The organism is Cronobacter sp. HA18003, from assembly GCF_011605905.1.
Taxonomy (GTDB): domain Bacteria; phylum Pseudomonadota; class Gammaproteobacteria; order Enterobacterales; family Enterobacteriaceae; genus Cronobacter; species Cronobacter sakazakii.
Genome location: NZ_JAANQO010000025.1, coordinates 184,627 through 204,677, shown reverse-complemented (window position 1 = coordinate 204,677; position 20,051 = coordinate 184,627). Strand labels below are relative to the sequence as shown.

Here is a 20,051-nt window from a genome sequence, read left to right as displayed (position 1 = left end):
TTTGCCTGGCGGCTGTAGCGCGGTGGTCCCACCTGACCCCATGCCGAACTCAGAAGTGAAACGCCGTAGCGCCGATGGTAGTGTGGGGCCTCCCCATGCGAGAGTAGGGAACTGCCAGGCATCAAATAAAAGAACCCCTCAGCACCGCTGAGGGGTTTTTGTTTTATGAAATGGATACAGAATCGCAGGATTTAGGGTATTACCGTATCCGGCTTTTTACGCGCGACCAGACGCCATGCGCCTGCCTGCCCGCCAGATTCTCCTCCTTTCCCTGAACCCCGCCCTTTACGCTTATCGACGGAATGACACCTGTGCTCGCTGCGCTGTCAACCAGTCAGCGATAAACGCCGCCACCTGCGCGGGCTCGTTGATATCCAGTACCGTCTGCGCCACGCCGGGCAGGGGGATATTGCTGGCCACGGCAATCACGTGGCTGTCCGGCATTAACTCTGCAACGTCCCGCCCGGCACCCTCCCGGAACAGCATGATTTTCGCGATCGCCTCGTGTTTAAACCCTTCCACCAGAATCAGATCCAGCTGCGAGCTGTCCATCCGGCTCGCCAGATAATGAAGGTCTGGCTCGTGCTCTTGTGGTGTTTCTGTCATTAGCGCCCAGCGTTTCGCGCTGGCAACCAGCGTCTGCGCCGCACCTGCCTTGCGAAGTTCATAGCTGTCTTTACCCGGCGTATCCACATCCATATTGTGGTGAGTGTGTTTAATCAGGCCGGTACGGATGCCTCGCTCACGCAACAGCGGAATCAGCGCCTTAAGCAGCGTCGTTTTTCCCGTACCGCTCCACGCGGCAATGCCCAGTAACGGAACCATTATTCCTCCTGCCAGCGTTCAAGCTCGGCCAGCGTATTCACATTGGCAAAGTCATCTTTATTCGCAAACGCTACGCTACAGCCATTAACCTCACGCAAGAAAACCATCACGCGGCGTTCTCCGCGTGCGAGGTAATCAGCCAGAGGTGCTTTAAGGGAGTGATGCATCAATACAATCGCAGGGTGATCGCGCTCGCCATCATTGGCCCACACAGCGGGTCTTGCGCCTTTCGCGTTCCACAGACGTTGCGCGAGATCGGCAGGGATATGAGGCGTGTCGCACGGGCAAAAGAGATACCACTCGCTATTAAGTTGCTGCATGACAGAAAGCATTCCCGCGAGCGGCCCCGGAAAATCCGGGAGAGTATCCGTGATGACCGGATAACCGCTGGCGCGATAAGCCTCCAGATCCCGGTTAGCGCTTACCGCAACGTGCGCGACCTGTGCCGCCAGGCGCTCCGCCACGTGCTTCCACAGCGCTTTGCCATTGAGCGTCATCAGCCCTTTATTTTTCCCGCCCATTCGCGTCGCCCGGCCGCCCGCCAGCACCACGCCGGTAATCGCGCTAAGCTTATCCAAGAATATCACCTCTTTTCATACGGTTTTGTCCCTGCTAACGTGTCGGCCAGATAAAAGGAGACCATGATGAAATGCAAACGTCTTAATGAAGTTATCGAACTGCTGCAACCAGCCTGGGAAAAAGAGCCCGATCTCAACCTGCTGGAGTTCCTGCAAAAGCTGGCTGCTGAATCCGGTTTTACCGGTGAACTGGCCGATCTTACCGATGATATCCTCATTTATCAGTTAAAAATGCGTGATGCCGATAAAGACGCCGTGATCCCGGGCATTCAGAAAGACTATGAAGAAGACTTCAAAACGGCCCTGCTGCGCGCCCGCGGCGTGATAAAAGAGTAAAAGCTTGTAAGAGACGCTCTCGCTGCGGCTTTGAGATGATATCCTGAAGCATTGCTTGTGTTTTCCGGGTATCGGGATGACAGATAACGCTTTTAATTTCCAGACGCTACAGCCAGACACCATCATGGATGCCCTGTTTGAACATGGCATTCGTGTGGATTCTGGCTTAACTGCGCTTAATAGCTTTGAAAACCGCGTTTATCTTTTTCAGGATGAAGATCGTAAGCGTTTTGTTGTGAAGTTCTACCGCCCTCACCGCTGGAGCGCCGATCAGATCCGTGAAGAACATCACTTCGCGCTGGAGCTTGAAACCGACGAAGTGCCGGTTGCCGCGCCGTTGCGCCTTCATGGGGACACCCTGTTAACGCACGATGGCTTTATGTTCGCCGTGTTCCCGGGTCTCGGTGGCCGCCAGTATGAAACGGATAACCTTGACCAGATGGAGTGGGTTGGCCGTTATCTTGGCCGTATTCATCAGACCGGCAAGCAGCGTCTTTTCTCACATCGCCCTACTATCGGTATCAATGAATATCTGCTGGAGCCACGCGCGATCTACGAGACCAGCTCGCTTATTCCTGCTTCGCTCAAAACCGCATTTTTGCAGGCGACCGATGCGCTGACGGGTGCCGTCATCGCCCGCTGGCAGCCGGGTTACGATGCCCTGCGTCTGCATGGCGACTGCCATCCTGGCAATATCCTCTGGCGCGACGGCCCGCTATTTGTCGATCTCGATGACGCTCGCAACGGCCCGGCCATTCAGGATCTCTGGATGTTGCTGAACGGCGATACCGCTGAACAACGCATGCAGATGGAAACCATTCTGGAAGCTTATGAAGAGTTCACTACATTCAATATCAAAGAGCTTGAGCTGATAGAGCCGCTGCGCGCGATGCGACAGGTCTATTATCTGGCTTGGCTTATTCGCCGTTGGGAAGATCCGGCGTTTCCACGCAACTTCCCCTGGCTTGCTGAAGAAGATTTCTGGCGCCGTCAGACAGCGACTTTTAACGAGCAAATTCGGGCGCTCAATGAGCCTCCTTTACAACTAACGCCAATGTATTGATCTGTAATATTCAGGAGAGAGTAAATGATGAAAAAGATTTGGCTGGCGCTGGCCGGTATGGTGATGGCATTCAGCGTTTCCGCCGCCGATTATTCTGACGGGAAACAGTACAACACGCTGGAGAAGCCGGTTGCCGGCGCGCCGCAGGTAATGGAGTTCTTCTCCTTCTACTGCCCGCACTGCTACCAGTTTGAAGAAGTGCTGCACGTTTCTGACAGCGTGAAGAAAAAGCTGCCGGCTGGCACCAAAATGACCAAATACCACGTTGAGTTCCTGGGCCCGTTGGGTAAAGACCTGACGCAGGCGTGGGCGGTTGCGATGGCGATGGGCATCGAAGATAAAATTACGGCTCCGATGTTTGAAGCGGTGCAGAAAACCCAGACCGTACAGACCCCTGCCGATATCCGCAAAGTCTTTATCGACGCGGGCGTGAAGCCGGAAGAGTATGACGCCGCCTGGAACAGCTTCGTGGTGAAATCGCTCGTCGCGCAGCAGGAAAAAGCGGCGGCGGATGTGGGCCTGCAGGGCGTGCCTGCCATGTACGTTAACGGCAAATATCAGCTGAACCCGCAGGGCATGGATACCAGCAATATGGACGTCTTCGTCCAGCAATATGCGGATACCGTTAACTACCTGCTCGGTAAAAAATAATCGAATGCGTTAAATGAAAAAGCCGGTCACTGACCGGCTTTTTTATATTGCTGATAAATGGCCTCAAGCCTGGCGTCTTTCTCGCTCCACAGCCCGTTCAGCCACTGCTGGAAACCACGTTTAAAGTTTTTATCGTTAATGTAATCACCGTGCAGCGATGCCTCCACCGGCAATAAATCGATCTGCACCACAATACGCGTTAACTTTCCTGTGAGCATATCGTAAAACGGTGTGCGGTTATTTTCCGGGTAGCAGAGCGTCACATTCAGCATCTTATCGAATTGTTTTCCCAGCACATTCAACGCCATTGCAATGCCCGCCGCTTTCGGCGGTAGTAAATGCCGGAACGGTGAACGCAACTGGCGCTGTTTTTCCACGGTAAACCGAGAGCCTTCGACGAAATTCACAATCGTTGTCGGGTGATGGCGAAACTTTTCACACGAACGACGCGTTGTTTCTACATCTTTACCGCGTCGTTCCGGATGACGAAGCAAATAGCTGCGGGAATAGCGGCGCATAAACGGCATATCCAGCGCCCAGCAGGCGAGCCCAATAAAAGGCACCCATGCAAGCTGCTGTTTCAGAAAATATTTATTCATCGGAATATGCTTACGAAACAATACGCACAGCACCACAATATCTGCCCAGCTATGATGATTGCAGATAAGTAAATACCAGCTCTTTTTATTTAGCCCCTGGAGCCCCTGTACTTCCCATTTAAGATGCGGATTCAGGTGCAGCAGCAATGCCAGCCCTTCGCACCAGCAATACATCATAAAATTGCAGAAGCGGGACACCGTGCGCCATACGGCTGGTACAGGCAGCACCAGTTTAATTATTCCGGCAAGGATAATCGGCACGGAGCATAAAATAGTCACCAGAATAGTAAGCACGATGCTGAGCATAAGCGTCAGCGCAGCGAGTAATCTCGACATAATAATTTTCAGGCGGTTAGATAAAATGCCAGTGACGGCAGAGGGCGCAGATTCTAACAGAAAACATTCCGGCGTAATGAGCCGAAACGTAACGTGCGATGAATTACCGCCTGGTTTTAAGCGTGGCGTAAGCCAGACGGCAAAAGCCATTTTTTATATCCACAATAAAACTTTTCCGTCAAAAAATAATTAGCGGCGTCAGGGTTTTTATAAACCACTGATTTTTTAGATGATTTACAGCGCTTCGCTCCTTTTTTATCTCACGTTATTAATAGCTTAGGTTTTTGTGCACAAAGTTATCCACAGGCGGCGTTGCGAGCGATCGCGCGGATCGACAAAACTTTCCCTGCGATCGGCCCTTTGGGTTTCATGTTTTGCGCCAGGCTATGGCATCCTTTATCCATAACTTCATTATCAGGCACGGACATTATGGTTCAGATCCCAGAAAATCCCCTTATTCTCGTCGATGGCTCTTCTTACCTGTATCGGGCGTACCACGCGTTTCCGCCGCTCACCAACAGTGCCGGCGAGCCCACGGGCGCGATGTATGGCGTGCTGAATATGCTGCGCAGCCTGATACTGCAGTACCAGCCGACCCACGCGGCCGTAGTGTTCGACGCGAAAGGCAAAACCTTCCGTGATGAACTGTTCGAGCACTACAAATCTCACCGCCCGCCCATGCCTGACGATCTGCGTGCGCAAATAGAGCCACTGCATGCGATGGTTAAAGCGATGGGCCTGCCGCTTCTGGCGGTCTCCGGCGTGGAAGCGGACGACGTTATCGGTACGCTCGCCAAAGAAGCCGCCGCAGCGGGCCGCGCGGTGCTTATCAGCACCGGCGATAAAGACATGGCGCAGCTCGTCACGCCAGACGTCACGCTTATCAACACCATGACTAATACCGTGCTGGGGCCGGAAGAAGTGTGCGCGAAGTATGGCGTGCCGCCGGAACTTATCATCGACTTCCTGGCGCTGATGGGCGATTCGTCCGATAACATTCCCGGCGTGCCGGGCGTCGGCGAGAAAACTGCTCAGGCGCTGTTGCAGGGGCTTGGTGGTCTGGACGCACTTTACGCTAACCCGGAGAAAATCGCTGAACTCTCCTTCCGCGGCGCTAAAACGATGGCGGCGAAGCTTGAGCAGAATAAAGAAGTGGCGTATCTCTCCTATCAGCTGGCGACCATTAAAACTGACGTGGAGCTGGAGCTGAGCCACGATCGTCTGGAGGTGCAGCAACCGCAGGCTGATGAATTGCTGGCGCTTTTCCGGCAGTACGAATTTAAGCGCTGGACATCCGATGTCGAGGCGGGCAAATGGCTCCAGTCCCGTGGCAAACCTGCCGCGAAGCCGACAGAGACGATTGTCGTTGAGGCCGAGCCGGAAGAAGAAGCCGTCGCCCTCTCGTCAGAGCGCTACGTCACTATTCTTGACGAAGAGACGCTTCAGGCGTGGATCGAGCGCATTAAAAACGCGCCGGTGGTGGCTGTGGATACCGAAACCGACAGCCTCGATAACCTGACGGCCAACCTCGTTGGCATCTCTTTCGCCACCGAGCCAGGCCTTGCGGCGTATATCCCGGTCGCGCATGATTACCTCGATGCGCCGGATCAGCTTTCCCGCGATCGCGTGCTGGAGCTATTAAAACCGTTGCTGGAAGACGAATCGCTGGTAAAAGTGGGCCAGAACCTGAAATTCGACCGCGGCATTTTGCAGAATTACGGCATCGAACTGCGCGGCATCGCTTTCGATACCATGCTGGAGTCGTACATTCTGGACAGCGTCTCAGGCCGCCACGATATGGACAGCCTCTCCAGCCGCTGGCTTAAACACACCACCATCACGTTTGAGCAGATCGCCGGTAAAGGCAAAAACCAGCTTACGTTTAACCAGATCGATCTCGAACAGGCCGGGCGCTACGCGGCGGAAGACGCCGACGTGACGCTCCAGCTGCACCTGAAGATGTGGCCAAAACTGCAGCAGCACAAAGGCCCGCTGAATATCTTTGAACATATTGAGATGCCGCTGGTGCCGGTGCTGTCGCGCATCGAGCGCAACGGCGTGAAAATCGATCCGGCAGTGCTGCACGCGCACTCGCAGGAGATTGCCCTTAAGCTCACCGAGCTTGAGCAAAAAGCGCATGAGATCGCGGGCGAGCCGTTTAATCTCTCTTCCACCAAACAGCTGCAGACTATTCTGTTTGAAAAACAGGGCATCAAGCCGCTGAAGAAAACGCCGGGCGGCGCGCCGTCAACCTCAGAAGAGGTGCTGGAAGAGCTGGCGCTCGACTACCCGCTGCCGAAAGTCATTCTGCAATACCGCGGCCTTGCGAAGCTGAAATCGACTTACACCGACAAACTGCCGCAGATGATTAACCCGAAAACCGGCCGCGTGCATACCTCTTACCATCAGGCAGTCACGGCCACCGGGCGTCTGTCGTCCACCGATCCGAACCTGCAAAACATTCCGGTGCGTAACGACGAAGGCCGCCGTATCCGCCAGGCGTTTATCGCGCCGGAGGATTACGTCATTGTCTCGGCGGACTACTCGCAGATTGAGCTGCGCATCATGGCGCATCTGTCGCGCGATAAAGGGCTGCTCAGCGCGTTTGCGGAAGGCAAAGACATCCACCGCGCAACGGCGGCGGAAGTATTTGGCCTGCCGCTGGAGAGCGTCTCTAACGAACAGCGCCGCAGCGCCAAGGCGATTAACTTCGGTCTTATCTACGGCATGAGCGCGTTCGGCCTGTCGCGCCAGCTCAATATCCCGCGTAAAGAGTCGCAGAAGTACATGGATCTCTACTTCGAACGCTATCCTGGCGTGCTGGAATATATGGAGCGCACCCGTAAGCAGGCGAAAGAACAGGGCTATGTCGAAACGCTGGACGGACGTCGTCTCTATCTGCCGGATATTAACGCCAGCAACGCGGCGCGGCGTGCAGGCGCTGAGCGTGCGGCGATCAACGCCCCGATGCAGGGAACGGCCGCAGACATCATCAAACGCGCCATGATTGCGGTCGATGGCTGGCTGCAGAAAGAGCAGCCGCGCGTGAAAATGATCATGCAGGTGCACGATGAACTGGTGTTTGAAGTGCATAAAGATGACGTGGAAGCCGTGTCGCAGAAAATCCATGAACTCATGGAGAACAGCATGCAGCTTGACGTGCCGTTGCTGGTGGAAGTCGGCAGCGGCGTGAACTGGGATGAAGCGCACTGATGCCCAAACACGCCTAGTCGCTTTTGTAACTTAGCAACATAACTAATAGATTTTTGTGATAGTCATTAGAAATTGCTATGTAAACTATGAAAAGAAATTACAAAAAGTGCTTTTTCCCGTCATAAAAAAAGGGTAGAGTTATCGACGTAGGGTACAGAGGTAAGATGTTCTATCTTTCAGACCTTTTACTTCACGTAATCGGATTTGGCTGAATATTTTAGCCGCCCCAGTCAGAAATGACTGGGGCGTTTTTTATTGCGTCGGAAAGTCAGACGCGCGAGCGAGGCCCGCGCCAGGAAGGATTACGCTTGCGGGGCGGCGTCTTCGGCCGCAGGCGGCAGATCGTTAAACCAGCTGTCCAGCTTGATGCGCAGCTTATCCACGCCGGTTTTCTTCAGTGAAGAAAACGCTTCAACCTGTACGTCGCCATTAAAGGCAATCACCGCTTCACGCACCATATTCAGCTGCGCTTTACGCGCGCCGCTCGCCAGTTTGTCGGCTTTGGTCAGCAGCACCAGAACGGGAATACCGCTGTCCACGGCCCACTCAATCATCTGCTGGTCGAGATCTTTCAGCGGATGGCGAATATCCATCAGCACCACCAGGCCTTTCAGGCACAGGCGTTTTTCCAGGTATTCACCCAGCGCGCGCTGCCATTTGCGCTTCATCTCTTCCGGGACTTCGGCGTAGCCGTAGCCAGGCAAATCCACCAGACGCTTGCCGTCGGCGACTTCAAACAGGTTAATCAGCTGCGTGCGTCCCGGCGTTTTACTGGTGCGCGCCAGGCTTTTCTGATTGGTCAGCGTATTGAGCGCGCTGGATTTTCCGGCGTTGGAGCGGCCTGCGAAAGCCACTTCAATGCCCGTGTCGGAAGGCAGGTGGCGAATATCCGGCGCACTGGTCACAAAATGCGTCTGTTGATAGTTCAACTGAGTCAAAACGGTCGTCTCCGTCAGGATAAGCTTAAGCAATAGCCGCGATTATACCTGAACAGGGCTAAAAGGCTGTTGTTCTCTCTGGCGGCTTACAAAACACCCGCGAGGTCTGTAAGAGATCTGCCCGTTTTACATTGAGATATCATCGGCTTGAAAGGCGGGTGTTTGAATTTTAGTTAAGTAAAAACAGTTAGTTAACCTTGCAGAAATGTCCTAAAATGGACTTTTAAGGCCGTTTGCGCCTTGAGCCCCTCGTTCAGGCTGGTAAAGTAATAGGCACGGGCAACGGAGTGTCGCAACGGATAATAACTCAGGATGAGGGGTCTGGAGCGTCAGGGCGACGAAGCACACAGCATACCAGGACGGTCAACGTCGGAGACGTTAACAAGGATAAAGGAACACGACACGGAGCGTTGTCGGCTGAAGGAAAAACAGGGTTGGTTGTAAGCGCACCAGGACGGTGGATACCGATGACCGGTTAAAAAGTCAGGAAAAAAGGCGACAGGTTTACCTGTCGCCTTTTTTCTTTACTTGCTTTCTGCTAGATTCCGCCGCAATTCTATACTGTTTAAAACGGCCCAAGACGAAAAATTATGAAGCAACCCTCATCCTCTGTGCGCGGCAAAGGCCCCGCCAAAGCTAAAGCTCGCCGTAAAACGCGTGAAGAATTAAACCAGGAAGCCCGCGATCGCAAGCGCGATAAAAAGCACCGCGGCCATGCGCCGGGTAGCCGCGCCACGGGTGCCAGCGCGTCCGGAAAATCCTCCGGTCAGTCGACACAGAAAGATCCACGCATCGGCAGTAAAAAGCCAATTCCGCTTGGAGTGAGCGATGCTCAGGAAACCCGACCTCAGAAGCACCAACCACAACCTAAGAGTGAGAAACCTATGTTGTCACCGCAGGAAGAGCTGGACATGCTGGAGAATGACGAGCGCCTGGATGCGCTGCTGGAGCGCCTGGAAGAGGGGGAAACCCTGAGCGCGGACGATCAGGCGTGGGTCGATTCCCGTCTCGATCGCATTGATGAGCTGATGCAGCAGCTCGGCCTTTCTTACGACGACGAAGAAGACGAAGAAGAAGAGCAGCAGGAAGATATGATGCGCCTGCTCAAAGGCGGAAACTAACCCTTCCGATGGGGCCGACCGTCCTGCTTATACTCCTTCCGATAGTATGTTATCTGGTGTGGTTATTCGTTAAACTACACCGGCTGTCGCGGCGCCAGAAGTGGCTGCGCAGCCGGCTTATCACCCGCCATCCGGGTGGGCCAGTTCGCCGAACGCGTCGGCGAAACCGTCGGAAGGAGTAAGCATGTCTGAGCAGGTAATCGACTGGGATCTGGCCCTCATCCAGAAATATAACTATTCCGGGCCGCGCTATACCTCATATCCCACGGCTCTTGAGTTTTCTGAAACGTTTGGCGAGCCTGACTTCGCGCGCGCGGTCGCGCGTTATCCCGACAGGCCGCTCTCGCTCTACGTTCACATCCCTTTCTGCCACAAGCTCTGCTACTTCTGCGGCTGCAATAAAATCGTCACCCGCCAGCAGCATAAAGCCGACCAGTATCTCGATGTGCTGGAGCAGGAGATTATTCATCGCGCGCCGCTGTTTGCCGGGCGTCGCGTCAGCCAGCTGCACTGGGGCGGCGGTACGCCGACTTACCTCAGCAAAGCGCAAATCAGCCGCCTGATGGGCCTGCTGCGCGCGAATTTCCGGTTCAACGATGACGCCGAAATCTCCATTGAAGTCGACCCGCGTGAAATCGAGCTGGACGTGCTGGATCACCTGCATGCCGAAGGTTTCCGCCGTCTCAGTATGGGCGTGCAGGATTTCAATAAAGAGGTGCAGCGTCTGGTGAACCGCGAGCAGGATGAAGACTTCATCTTTGCGCTCATCAAACGCGCGCGGGAAGTGGGCTTCACCTCCGCCAATATTGATTTGATCTACGGCCTGCCGAAGCAGACGCCGGAAAGCTTCGCCTTTACGCTGCAACGCGTGGCGGAGCTGAACCCGGACCGCCTGAGCGTCTTTAACTATGCGCATCTGCCAACGCTCTTTGCCGCGCAGCGCAAAATCAAAAAGGCGGATCTGCCCTCGGCGCAGCAGAAGCTCGATATCCTTCAGCAGACTATCCAGTCGCTGACCCACGCGGGTTATCAGTTCATTGGTATGGATCACTTCGCGAAGCCGGATGACGAGCTGGCTATCGCCCAGCGTAACGGCGTGCTGCATCGTAACTTCCAGGGCTACACCACGCAGGGCGACACCGATCTGCTCGGCCTGGGCGTCTCGGCGATTAGTATGATCGGCGACTGCTACGCGCAAAACCAGAAAGAGCTTAAGCGCTACTATCAGGCGGTGGATGAGCAGGGCAGCGCGCTGTGGCGCGGGCTTGAGCTGACGCGCGACGACTGTATCCGCCGCGACGTTATCAAAGCGCTAATCTGCAATTTCCGGCTCGATTTCGCTGAGGTAGAAAAAGCGTGGTCGCTCCGTTTCGCCGACTATTTTGCCGAGGATTTGCAACTGCTGGCGCCGCTGGCGAAAGACGGGCTGGTGGACGTAAACGCGCGCGGTATCACCGTGACGGCGAAAGGGCGGTTGCTGATTCGCAACGTCTGCATGTGCTTTGACGTCTATCTGCGCCGCAAAGCGCGGCTGCAACAGTTCTCACGCGTGATATAAAAAAAGCGGGCATAACGCCCGCTTTTTTTAACTAAAGAAGTTGACCAGCGCTGCGCACAGCAGGGCGGCAATCGCCGTCTGGGGCGTATGGCTCGCGGCGGCGCCCGCCTCTGCGCTTTGCGTGGCGATATGGATCAGTGATTCCAGCATAACAACTCTCCCCCATAACCGCGCCCGATCATACTCAAGCCTGGCGGACAGTAAAGTATAAAATTAGAGCAATTTGCAGGCGACAGCGCTTTTTTACACAACGCTGTCGCTTACTCCATTCCCAGCTCTTTTAGCTTGCGCGTCAGGGTGTTCCGTCCCCATCCCAGCAGGCGTGCGGCCTCCTGTTTATGTCCCTGTGTGTGCCGCAGCGCCGTGGTCAAAAGCGTACGCTCCATCTCCGGTTGCGCTTCAGAAAGCAGGTTTTGATGACCGGAACGCAGCGCCCTGTCGGCCCACTGCGCGAGCAGCGTCGCCCAGCTCTCCGGCAGCGCCTGCGACGGCGCGTCCGGCACGCTGGTTTCAAACAGCTCGGCCGGCAGATCCTGAATCAGCACTTCCTGGCCCGCGGCCATCACGGTGAGCCAGCGGCAGGTGTTCTCCAGCTGACGCACGTTGCCGGGCCACGCGAGACGCGTCAGCGCGGCTTCCGTCTCCGGGTGCAGCTGTTTGGCTTCCACACCCAGCTCGCGCGCCGCCACCTGCAGGAAATGGCGCGCCAGACGCGGGATATCCTCGCGGCGCTCGCGCAGCGGCGGCAGATGCACGCGAATAACGTTCAGGCGGTGGAATAAATCCTCGCGGAATTTCCCTTCCTGAACGCGCAGCTCCAGGTTCTGGTGCGTCGCCGCGATAATGCGCACATCCACTTTCACCGGCGCATAGCCGCCGACGCGGTAAAACTGGCCGTCGGCCAGCACGCGCAGCAGACGGGTCTGCACATCCAGCGGCATGTCGCCGATTTCATCAAGAAACAGCGTGCCGCCGTCAGCCTGTTCGAAACGGCCCTGACGAATCTGGTTTGCGCCGGTGAACGCGCCTTTCTCGTGCCCGAACAGCTCCGATTCGATAAGGTCTTTGGGAATGGCCGCCATATTCAGCGCGATAAACGGCGCTTTGACGCGCGGGCTGTGGCGGTGCAGTGCATGCGCCACCAGCTCTTTACCGGTGCCCGATTCGCCGTTAATCAGCACGCTGATGGAGGAGCGGGAGAGACGGCCGATAATGCGAAACACATCCTGCATCGCCGGCGCTTCGCCGATGATGTCGGTGGTCGGGCCGAAAACCTGCGCGCTGCGCGGCTGCTGTTGCTCCTGGTAATGGCTGATAGCACGCTCGACCAGCGCCACCGCCTCGTCAATATCAAACGGCTTTGGCAAGTAATCAAACGCGCCCTGCTGATAGGCGCTCACCGCGGCGTCGAGATCGGAATGCGCGGTCATAATGATGACCGGAAGCATCGGATGACGCTGTTTGATCTGCTTTAACAGCGTCAGGCCGTCCATGCCCGGCATACGAATATCTGACAGCAGTACGTCCGGGGTTTTTGTGCTCAGCGCGTCCAGCACCTCGTTACCGCTTTCAAAGGTGGTGCAGCTTAAGCCTGCTCCGGTGAGCGCGCGCTCAAGCACCCAGCGAATGGAGCTATCGTCATCGACGATCCAGACAATCCCTCGTTGCATAATCACCTCTATTTCCGAATAGGCAGGAAGACCGAGAATTCGGTATGGCCTGGCCAACTGTTAAATTCGATTTTTCCCGAATGCTGATCGATAAGATTTCGGGCGATGGACAGCCCCAGCCCGGTGCCGCCCTCGCGGCCGCTGACCATCGGGTAAAACAGCGTATCCTGCAGATGCGCCGGAATGCCTGGCCCGTTGTCTTCCACGTCGATACGGGCGGCCAGGCGGTAGCGCACGCCGTGCAGCGTCAACTGAAACGCGGTGCGGGTGCGCAGCGTGATCTCGCCGCCGTCCTCGCCCAGCGCCTGGAGCGCGTTACGCACGATATTCAGCAGTACCTGTTCTATCTGGTCCGGGTCGTGGGTAAATTCCGGCAGGCTCGGATCGTAGTCGCGCAGAAGCCGAACGTTTTCCGGCAGCTCCATGGAGACCAGCTTCACCACGCGCTCGGCCACTTTATGAATGCTTTCGGTGACGTGCATGCCCGGCTGCTGCGGCCCTAACAGGCGGTCCACCAGGTTACGCAGGCGGTCGGCCTGTTCAATGATGACTTTGGTGTATTCCGTCAGCGACGGGTCGGGCAGGGCGCGGCTCAGCAATTGTGCTGCGCCTCGCAGGCCGCCGAGCGGATTTTTGATTTCATGTGCCAGGCCGCGTACCAGATCGCGCGCGGCGACTTGCTGGGCATGCTGGAGCTGTTCCTGGCTTAAACGCCGCTGATTATCCATCGGGGCCATCTCCAGCAGGATCAGGCCATCCGGCAGACGTTGCGCCGTCAGGGAAAGAATGTGTGAGCGGCCATCTATTACCAGCGTCACTTCGTTATCGGTAAATCCCTGTCCCGCGTTCAGGCTCTCCTGCATCAGGCTGATATTCAGGGAAAAATAACTCAGCAGCTCCGGGAGTGGCGTGCCGTAAAGCTTACGTGAACTTTGCGCGAGCAACTGCTGCGCCGCCGGGTTGGCGTAATGCACCGCCAGCTCGTCGTCGACCAGTAAAATGCTATTGATTAATGCGTTAAGGATCTGCCCAGCATCGGGCAGCGTGCCTGTTGCCATTCAGCAGTCCCCCAGGGTTTGCACCATTTTAGTGCATTATAGCGTTTTAACGCTAAAAAGGGCGTTAAACCGGTTTCGGGTGGTGAAAAAAGCCCATCCGAAGATGGGCTAAAGTTTCCACGGCAACAAAAAAACATTCGCGGATTTCACGCAGTGGCGACAACCTGAAATCCGCTGGCTATCAACATCAATAAATCATCACACGCTGTAGTAGAGTTCGAACTCTACCGGGTGCGGCGTCATGCGAACGCGGTCGTTCTCTTCCATACGCAGCGCGATGTAAGCATCGATCGCATCGTCAGTGAACACGCCGCCTGCGGTCAGGAACTCGCGGTCTGCGTCCAGCGCCTGCAGGGCTTCTTCCAGAGAACCGGCAACCTGCGGGATCTCTTTCGCTTCTTCCGGCGGCAGGTCATACAGGTTTTTGTCCATCGCTTCGCCCGGGTGGATCTTGTTCTTGATGCCATCAAGACCGGCCATCAGCAGGGCAGCGAAGCACAGGTACGGGTTAGCGGCCGGGTCCGGGAAGCGCACTTCGATACGACGCGCTTTCGGAGACGCAACCACCGGGATACGGATAGACGCAGAGCGGTTACGCGCGGAGTAAGCCAGCATCACCGGCGCTTCGTAGCCTGGTACCAGACGCTTGTAAGAGTTGGTGGTCGGGTTAGACAGGGCGTTGATGGCTTTGGCGTGTTTGATTACGCCGCCGATGTAATACAGCGCCTGCTCAGACAGACCCGCGTATTTGTCGCCAGAGAACAGGTTGGTGCCGTTCTTGGACAGAGACATATGGCAGTGCATACCGGAGCCGTTATCACCGAACATTGGTTTCGGCATAAAGGTCGCGGTTTTGCCGAAGCGGTGCGCGACGTTATGCACGACATATTTGTAGATCTGAATTTCGTCCGCTTTCTTGGTCATGGTGTTGAAGCGGGTTGCCACTTCGTTCTGACCGGCGGTGGCCACTTCGTGGTGGTGCGCTTCAACGACCAGGCCCATCTCTTCCATGGTCAGACACATCACAGAACGGATGTCCTGAGAAGAGTCAACCGGCGGAACCGGGAAGTAACCGCCTTTCACGCCCGGACGGTGGCCTTTGTTGCCGCCTTCGTATTTGGTGGAGGAGTTCCACGCGCCTTCGATGTCGTCAATCGCGACATGGGAGCCAGAAATGGTGCTGCCGAAGCGGATGTCGTCAAACAGGAAGAACTCAGGTTCCGGCCCGAACAGGACGGTGTCCGCGATGCCGGTAGAGCGCAGGTACTCCTCAGCGCGCTTGGCGATGGAGCGCGGGTCGCGATCGTAGCCCTGCATGGTGCCCGGCTCAAGGATGTCGCAACGAATAATCAGAGTAGGTTCTTCGTAGAACGGGTCAATGACAGCGGTGGAGGCGTCCGGCATCAGCACCATGTCAGATTCATTGATGCCTTTCCAGCCACCGATGGAAGAGCCATCGAACATTTTGCCTTCTTCGAAGAAGTCGGCGTTTACCTGGTGGGCTGGGATGGTGACGTGCTGTTCTTTACCTTTAGTATCAGTGAAGCGCAGATCCACAAACTTCACTTCATGTTCATTCAGCATCGTCAGAACGTGTTCAGCGGACATACTTAACTCTCCCGGATTTGTCATTGTCGTCGTGGTAACGAGGTCTTCAGTACTTATTAAAATTGGCGTTGCCGCCCTGAATTCTTTAAAGCGAAATCTGTGCCAACTTTCAAATTCCCCCAAAAAGGCGCTATGATGCGCGTCATAGTGCAAAAGGGCTGCACCACGATGGAGAGATTGCACCAATATAGTGCCTGTGTGTAAAAAACAAGCACTGTGTTGGTGCAATTTACGTTTAATAGCCCTTTTACCGCTGCGTGAAAAGGATCACAAAGCCTGGCGACAACACTTGTTTGCGTCAGATGATTGTGATCCTGTTTAGTCCTTCGATTAATACGTGTACAATAACGCGCTATTTCTAATGCCTGAGGCAAAGTTGTGATCGAAAAATTGCGTAACATCGCCATCATTGCGCACGTTGACCATGGTAAAACGACCCTGGTTGACAAGCTGCTGCAGCAATCCGGTACGTTCGACGAGCGTGCTGAAACTCAAGAGCGCGTGATGGACTCCAACGATTTGGAGAAAGAGCGTGGGATTACCATCCTCGCGAAAAACACCGCGATCAAATGGAATGATTACCGTATCAATATCGTTGATACCCCAGGGCACGCCGACTTCGGTGGTGAAGTTGAACGTGTAATGTCCATGGTTGATTCCGTGCTGCTGGTGGTTGACGCATTTGACGGCCCCATGCCGCAAACGCGCTTCGTGACCAAGAAAGCATTTGCCCATGGCCTGAAACCTATCGTGGTTATCAACAAAGTTGACCGTCCGGGCGCGCGTCCTGACTGGGTTGTGGATCAGGTGTTCGACCTGTTCGTGAACCTCGACGCGACCGACGAGCAGCTGGACTTCCCTATCGTTTACGCGTCCGCGCTGAACGGTATCGCAGGTCTGGATCACTCTGATATGGCGGAAGACATGACCCCGCTGTACCAGGCGATCGTCGACCATGTACCGGCACCGGACGTTGACCTCGACGGCCCGCTGCAGATGCAGATCTCCCAGCTGGACTACAACAACTACGTTGGCGTCATCGGCATCGGCCGCATCAAACGCGGTAAAGTGAAGCCGAACCAGCAGGTCACTATCATCGATAGCGAAGGCAAAACCCGTAACGGTAAAGTCGGTAAAGTGCTGGGTCATCTGGGCCTGGAGCGTATCGATACCGATCTGGCGGAAGCTGGCGATATCATCGCTATCACCGGTCTTGGCGAGCTGAACATCTCCGACACCATCTGCGACCCGCAGAATGTCGAAGCGCTGCCGGCGCTGTCCGTTGACGAGCCGACCGTTTCTATGTACTTCAACGTCAACACCTCTCCTTTCTGCGGTAAAGAAGGTAAATACGTTACCTCTCGTCAGATCCTTGACCGTCTGAACAAAGAGCTGGTGCACAACGTGGCGCTGCGCGTTGAAGAAACCGAAGACGCTGACGCGTTCCGCGTGTCTGGCCGTGGCGAACTGCACCTGTCTGTTCTTATCGAGAACATGCGTCGTGAAGGTTTCGAACTGGCGGTTTCCCGTCCGAAAGTTATCTTCCGCGAAATCGATGGCCGTAAACAGGAGCCGTTCGAGAACGTGACGCTGGACGTTGAAGAACAGCACCAGGGTTCTGTGATGCAGGCGCTGGGCGAGCGTAAAGGCGACCTGAAAAACATGAATCCGGACGGCAAAGGCCGCGTACGTCTCGACTACGTGATCCCAAGCCGTGGCCTGATCGGCTTCCGTTCTGAGTTCATGACCATGACCTCCGGTACGGGTCTGCTGTACTCCACCTTCAGCCACTACGACGATATCCGTCCGGGCGAAGTGGGCCAGCGTAACAACGGCGTACTGATCTCTAACGGTCAGGGTAAGGCGGTCGCGTTCGCGCTGTTCGGTCTGCAGGATCGCGGCAAGCTGTTCCTGGGTCACGGTGCGGAAGTCTATGAAGGCCAGATCATCGGTATTCACAGCCGCTCTAACGACCTGACGGTAAACTGCCTGACCGGTAAGAAACTGACCAACATGCGTGCGTCCGGTACGGACGAAGCCACGGTTCTGGTTCCGCCTATCAAAATGACGCTGGAGCAGGCGCTGGAATTCATCGATGATGATGAACTGGTCGAAGTGACTCCGCTGTCTGTACGTATCCGTAAACGTCACCTGACGGAAAACGATCGTAAACGTGCCATGCGCGGTGCTAAAGAAGACTAATACGGTACATCCGTAAACCAGGCAGGCGTTCGCGTCGCCTGGTATGAATAAAAAGCCGCTGAATTTTCAGCGGCTTTTTTTATGTCAGAACGAATACCGTAACCCGAGACGTAGCCGGTACTGTTCACGGTGATACTCATTCCAGCGGTCCAGCCACTGCAGTTCGACATAGGGCAGCCAGTGCTGATCGAGCTTATAGCGAAAGCCGTTGGTAATTTCCCAGTGATGGTCTTTGCCGTTTTTACTGTGGTAATCATTTACCCGCTGAAAGAAGTGCGGCTCAAACGTATACGCGAGTTTATCCGTGACTTTAAAATTCCAGTAATTGGCGAACTCGTGCGTGTCGTTTTTATCCATCTTCCCGTTAAAATCCGGCGTGTCGTAATTATTGTGGTTATAACGATAGCGAACCGTCAGGTTAAACCAGGGCGTAAATTTATAGTTGGTGTCTAAATAGAGCGCGCCGCCGGAGCCGTCGATACTGTCATTAATCAGCCCGCCGGGCTGGAACGTCAGGTTTTCTGTTGGTTTAAATAAGGGATACCAGCCTTCGATTTCATTATAGCTGTGCTTAATCTCGTCCCATTTCCCCACGTTGTAGGCGTTGGTGGCCATCAGACCGGCGCCCATATCAAAGTTATAGCCCGCGCGCAGGATAACCTCATGCAATTCCGAGGCGGTGTTATATGCTTCACGGGTTTCGACATAGGCACCCGCGAAAGCCGCGCAGGGCACAGACGAACAGAGCAGTGCGGTTGCGATTCTCTTCATAGTATTTCCCTATAACAGGTACAGAAAGGCCGCCCCTTCTGTAAACAGAAGGGGAGGAGCGAAGATGGTTATCGTTATAACGTGACGGCTGACGCTTTATTGTCGGCGCTGACTTTTGGGGCGGCGGCGACATATTTCTTCCGCCTGGCGATTTCCTCAATAATAAAGGCGAAGCGCTGTTCATTGAGCTTATAAAACAGCCCCATCGTGACGGCTGCGATTATCGCGAGCACGCAGGGCCAGAGGAAAATCAGCTGGCGCAGGCCATCAAGCGTCGCAGGCGTTTGCAGCGCATTCGGCACATAGCCAATCTCCGTGAGCATTATGCCGGGCAGAAACCCCGCCAGCGCCGCGGAAATCTTGCGGGAGAACGTATAGCCGGTATAGACCGATCCTTCGGCGCGAATGCCGGTTTTCCATTCACCGTAATCCACCGTATCCGGCACCAGCGCCCAGTTCAGGCTGTTCACAAACGCGGTGCCGAAAAACGCCATGCAGGAAAACAGCACAAAACTGAGCGATGTCGTGCCCCAGACGTAATTGAAAATATCGCCCAGCGCCCAGAGCGTCAGCCCGCCGAGATAGACCTGTTTTTTGCCAAAGCGCTTCACCGCGCCCGGCACCATAAACACGCCCACCAGAATGCAGCCCATGCTGAAAAAGCCCATCCACGACAACAGATGCAGATCGTTTAGCACGTACTGCGTGTAGTAGACCTGAATGGCGAGCTTGATATTAAATGCCGCCAGCGTGCAGAGATTGGCGATGCACAGCACCAGCAGCGGCGGGTTCTGGAAAATCGCGCAGAACGATTTCAGCATGCCGGGCTTATGTCCGGCGGGCACCACTTCTACATAGCGCTCGCGCACACCGCGATAGCAGAAGAACATGCTGATAAGCCCGACGAGGGCGAAAATCAGCGCTGCCGTCAGGTAGCCCAGCGACGGACGCGCGGTAAAGAGCGACTGGATCGGCATAAAGCCAACGGTACAGAGCAGCAGCCCGAGCGTCGCGCCGCCCTGACGCCACGCGGCGAGATGCGCGCGCTCCTGCGGGTTTTTAGTGATGGCGGGCACCATCGCGCCATAGGCACAGTTCATCAGGCTGTAAAACAGGCCGAACAGCATAAACAGCACCGTGGCGAGCGCGGTTTTCATCGCAAGCGGCAGATCGTTTGCCACAAACTGCGCCGTCGCCACCAGCGCCACCGGGAAGGAGGCGAAAAGAATAAACGGCCGGAATTTGCCGCGTGGGCCAGGCGCGCGCCGTGAATCCACCAGCACGCCGGTGAGCATATCGGTCAGCGCCGTGAAAAACTTCGCCACCAGAAAAATCACGCCGCCGTAAAAGGCAGGCAGGTGAAGCTCGTCGGTATAAAATTTCAGAAGGTAGAGCGTCCCGATGCACAGCATCAGATTGGAGCCAAAATCGCCCATGCCGTAAGAAAACTTCTCCCGCAGGCTCAGTCGCAGCGTCAGCGGGTCCTGACTGGTGAATATCGTCATAGCCGTTCCTCAAAGCGAG

At 55.4% G+C, this 20,051-nt stretch carries 18 protein-coding genes and 1 rRNA gene; 9 read left to right on the top strand and 10 right to left on the bottom strand.

The window, feature by feature from the left end:
- Positions 1-4 precede the first annotated feature (4 nt).
- Positions 5-120 (top strand): 5S ribosomal RNA (gene rrf / locus G6041_RS18535).
- 171 nt (positions 121-291) lie between these two features.
- Here the strand turns inward: rrf and mobB are convergent.
- On the bottom strand, positions 292-825 hold the full coding sequence (gene mobB, locus G6041_RS18530) for a molybdopterin-guanine dinucleotide biosynthesis protein MobB (RefSeq protein WP_012126205.1): 534 nt from the start codon (positions 823-825) through the stop codon (positions 292-294).
- Positions 825-1,403, bottom strand: a complete 579-nt coding sequence (gene mobA, locus G6041_RS18525) for a molybdenum cofactor guanylyltransferase MobA (RefSeq protein WP_041460646.1) — start codon at positions 1,401-1,403, stop codon at positions 825-827. Before mobA ends, mobB begins: the two co-directional genes overlap by 1 nt.
- 66 nt (positions 1,404-1,469) lie before the next feature.
- Here mobA and G6041_RS18520 point away from each other — a divergent pair, with 66 nt between their 5' ends.
- From G6041_RS18520 to dsbA, 3 genes are all read left to right on the top strand, one after another.
- On the top strand, positions 1,470-1,739 hold the full coding sequence (locus G6041_RS18520) for a YihD family protein (protein WP_004387679.1): 270 nt from the start codon (positions 1,470-1,472) through the stop codon (positions 1,737-1,739).
- Between the two features lie 76 nt (positions 1,740-1,815).
- Positions 1,816-2,802, top strand: a complete 987-nt coding sequence (locus G6041_RS18515; protein ID WP_012126208.1) for a serine/threonine protein kinase — start codon at positions 1,816-1,818, stop codon at positions 2,800-2,802.
- A gap of 27 nt (positions 2,803-2,829) precedes the next feature.
- A complete protein-coding gene (dsbA, locus tag G6041_RS18510) occupies positions 2,830-3,453 on the top strand; it encodes a thiol:disulfide interchange protein DsbA (RefSeq protein ID WP_004387681.1) in 624 nt (207 codons plus the stop codon).
- Positions 3,454-3,479: 26 nt separating this feature from the next.
- Here dsbA and G6041_RS18505 read toward each other — a convergent pair whose 3' ends face one another.
- Positions 3,480-4,388: an acyltransferase gene (locus G6041_RS18505; protein WP_004387682.1), complete on the bottom strand. Its 909-nt coding sequence runs from the start codon at positions 4,386-4,388 to the stop codon at positions 3,480-3,482.
- 429 nt (positions 4,389-4,817) lie between these two features.
- Between G6041_RS18505 and polA the strand changes: the two genes are divergently transcribed.
- Both polA and G6041_RS21695 read left to right on the top strand, forming a co-directional pair.
- Positions 4,818-7,601 (top strand): DNA polymerase I, encoded by a 2,784-nt coding sequence (polA, locus tag G6041_RS18500; RefSeq protein WP_012126210.1) that lies wholly within the window; start codon positions 4,818-4,820, stop codon positions 7,599-7,601.
- Between the two features lie 164 nt (positions 7,602-7,765).
- Positions 7,766-7,813, top strand: coding sequence for a spot 42 RNA, inhibition of DNA synthesis (locus tag G6041_RS21695; RefSeq protein ID WP_071892919.1), 48 nt, complete (start codon positions 7,766-7,768; stop codon positions 7,811-7,813).
- A gap of 90 nt (positions 7,814-7,903) precedes the next feature.
- On the opposite strand, the gene yihA is transcribed toward G6041_RS21695, so the two are convergent.
- Positions 7,904-8,539, bottom strand: a complete 636-nt coding sequence (yihA, locus tag G6041_RS18495) for a ribosome biogenesis GTP-binding protein YihA/YsxC (protein WP_004387684.1) — start codon at positions 8,537-8,539, stop codon at positions 7,904-7,906.
- 590 nt (positions 8,540-9,129) lie between these two features.
- Here yihA and yihI point away from each other — a divergent pair.
- Both yihI and hemN read left to right on the top strand, forming a co-directional pair.
- A complete protein-coding gene (gene yihI / locus G6041_RS18490; protein ID WP_012126211.1) occupies positions 9,130-9,660 on the top strand; it encodes a Der GTPase-activating protein YihI in 531 nt (176 codons plus the stop codon).
- A 184-nt stretch (positions 9,661-9,844) separates the two neighbouring features.
- Complete coding sequence (gene hemN, locus G6041_RS18485; protein ID WP_012126212.1) at positions 9,845-11,218, top strand: oxygen-independent coproporphyrinogen III oxidase; 1,374 nt, start codon at positions 9,845-9,847, stop codon at positions 11,216-11,218.
- Between the two features lie 27 nt (positions 11,219-11,245).
- Here hemN and G6041_RS18480 read toward each other — a convergent pair whose 3' ends face one another.
- From G6041_RS18480 to glnA, 4 genes are all read right to left on the bottom strand, one after another.
- Complete coding sequence (locus tag G6041_RS18480; RefSeq protein ID WP_139153189.1) at positions 11,246-11,368, bottom strand: YshB family small membrane protein; 123 nt, start codon at positions 11,366-11,368, stop codon at positions 11,246-11,248.
- 110 nt (positions 11,369-11,478) lie between these two features.
- On the bottom strand, positions 11,479-12,888 hold the full coding sequence (gene glnG / locus G6041_RS18475; protein WP_004387689.1) for a nitrogen regulation protein NR(I): 1,410 nt from the start codon (positions 12,886-12,888) through the stop codon (positions 11,479-11,481).
- 8 nt (positions 12,889-12,896) lie between these two features.
- Positions 12,897-13,946 (bottom strand): nitrogen regulation protein NR(II), encoded by a 1,050-nt coding sequence (gene glnL / locus G6041_RS18470; protein ID WP_007797649.1) that lies wholly within the window; start codon positions 13,944-13,946, stop codon positions 12,897-12,899.
- Between the two features lie 198 nt (positions 13,947-14,144).
- A complete protein-coding gene (gene glnA / locus G6041_RS18465; protein ID WP_004387691.1) occupies positions 14,145-15,554 on the bottom strand; it encodes a glutamate--ammonia ligase in 1,410 nt (469 codons plus the stop codon).
- A gap of 378 nt (positions 15,555-15,932) precedes the next feature.
- Between glnA and typA the strand changes: the two genes are divergently transcribed.
- Complete coding sequence (gene typA / locus G6041_RS18460) at positions 15,933-17,756, top strand: ribosome-dependent GTPase TypA (RefSeq protein WP_004387692.1); 1,824 nt, start codon at positions 15,933-15,935, stop codon at positions 17,754-17,756.
- A gap of 84 nt (positions 17,757-17,840) precedes the next feature.
- On the opposite strand, the gene ompL is transcribed toward typA, so the two are convergent.
- Positions 17,841-18,527, bottom strand: a complete 687-nt coding sequence (gene ompL, locus G6041_RS18455) for a porin OmpL (RefSeq protein WP_007872040.1) — start codon at positions 18,525-18,527, stop codon at positions 17,841-17,843.
- Positions 18,528-18,601: 74 nt separating this feature from the next.
- The gene (locus tag G6041_RS18450) at positions 18,602-20,032 is read right to left on the bottom strand and encodes an MFS transporter (protein WP_012126213.1); all 1,431 of its coding nucleotides are present in this window, start codon (positions 20,030-20,032) and stop codon (positions 18,602-18,604) included.
- Between the last annotated feature and the right edge of the window lie 19 nt (positions 20,033-20,051).